The sequence below is a fragment of the Pseudoalteromonas sp. TB25 genome (genome assembly GCF_000497995.1).
Lineage (GTDB): Bacteria > Pseudomonadota > Gammaproteobacteria > Enterobacterales > Alteromonadaceae > Pseudoalteromonas > Pseudoalteromonas distincta.
The window spans coordinates 1-989 of record NZ_AUTI01000049.1; the positions used below are offsets into that span (position 1 = coordinate 1).

Consider the following 989-nt stretch of genomic DNA (forward strand, 5'->3'; position numbering starts at 1 on the left):
GCCCTTCACCGCCCATTGTTCCGTAAGCAAGTCGACGACCATCGCTAAACTTTGCCAGTGCTGGGTTAAGTGTATGAGCGGGCTTTTTATTTGGGGCAAGGGCGTTGGTATTATTACTCGCATCAATATCTTCATTGTTTAAACTAAAGCTTAAACCACGGTTATTCCACACAAAGCCGCCTTCACTCATTAATATTCCGCTGCCAAATTCCCAGTAAATGCTTTGAATAAAGCTGACTAATTGCCCGTTTTTATCTCTGGCTGCCATCCACACAGTATCGCCAGGCTCTGCGTTAAATGGCCATTTTTTGGCTTTGGCCATATCAATATTGTTAGCAAGTTCGCTTAAGCGATTATCGGTTAGTGCGTTTTTATAATCGTCTCCTAATGCTTCAGGGTCAGCCCAAAGGGTAGGGCGATGGGTAAAGCTTTGTTTAGTTGCCTCAACAATTAAATGTGTCCAGTCGGCATCGGTTTTAGCTAAATGCTTTAACTTATTTACGGCACCAATTATTTGTAGTGAATGCACGCCCTGTGTTGGCGCGGGTAAGTTGTAGCAATCAATACCACTGAGGTTTGCATTTAGCGCAGTAACTACCTCGGCTTTAGTATTTGCAATGTCACCTGCGGTAATTGAGCTGCCTGCTTTTGCTAAGTCGGCGGCAAATGAGTTGGCAAGTGCGCCTTCATAAAATGCGTTTAAGCCATGTTTTGCTAGGTATTCAAACGTTGCTGCAAGTTTAGGGTTTTTAAAATGCTGGCCTGCTTGTAAGGGCTTGCCATTGGGTATGTAGAGGCTTTTAAACGCCTCATTGGTATTGTTAGCAATGGCTAGTTTTTCGCAGCCTGCTTGCAAGCTTTTTGTAACGGTAAAGCCCTCGCGCGCAAGCTCAATAGCGGGTGCTAAAATTTGTGACAGTGGTAGTGCTGCGTGCTCATCTAGTTCAAGCGCCTTTTGCCAACCGCGAATTGTACCCGCTTGAGTCAGT

Annotated in this window: 1 protein-coding gene; it reads right to left on the minus strand. The window is 45.1% G+C overall.

Annotation, left to right across the window (positions count from 1 at the left end):
- Positions 1 to 989: gamma-glutamyltransferase (locus L652_RS0100905; protein ID WP_024603192.1), on the minus strand; the 989-nt coding region annotated here is incomplete at both ends.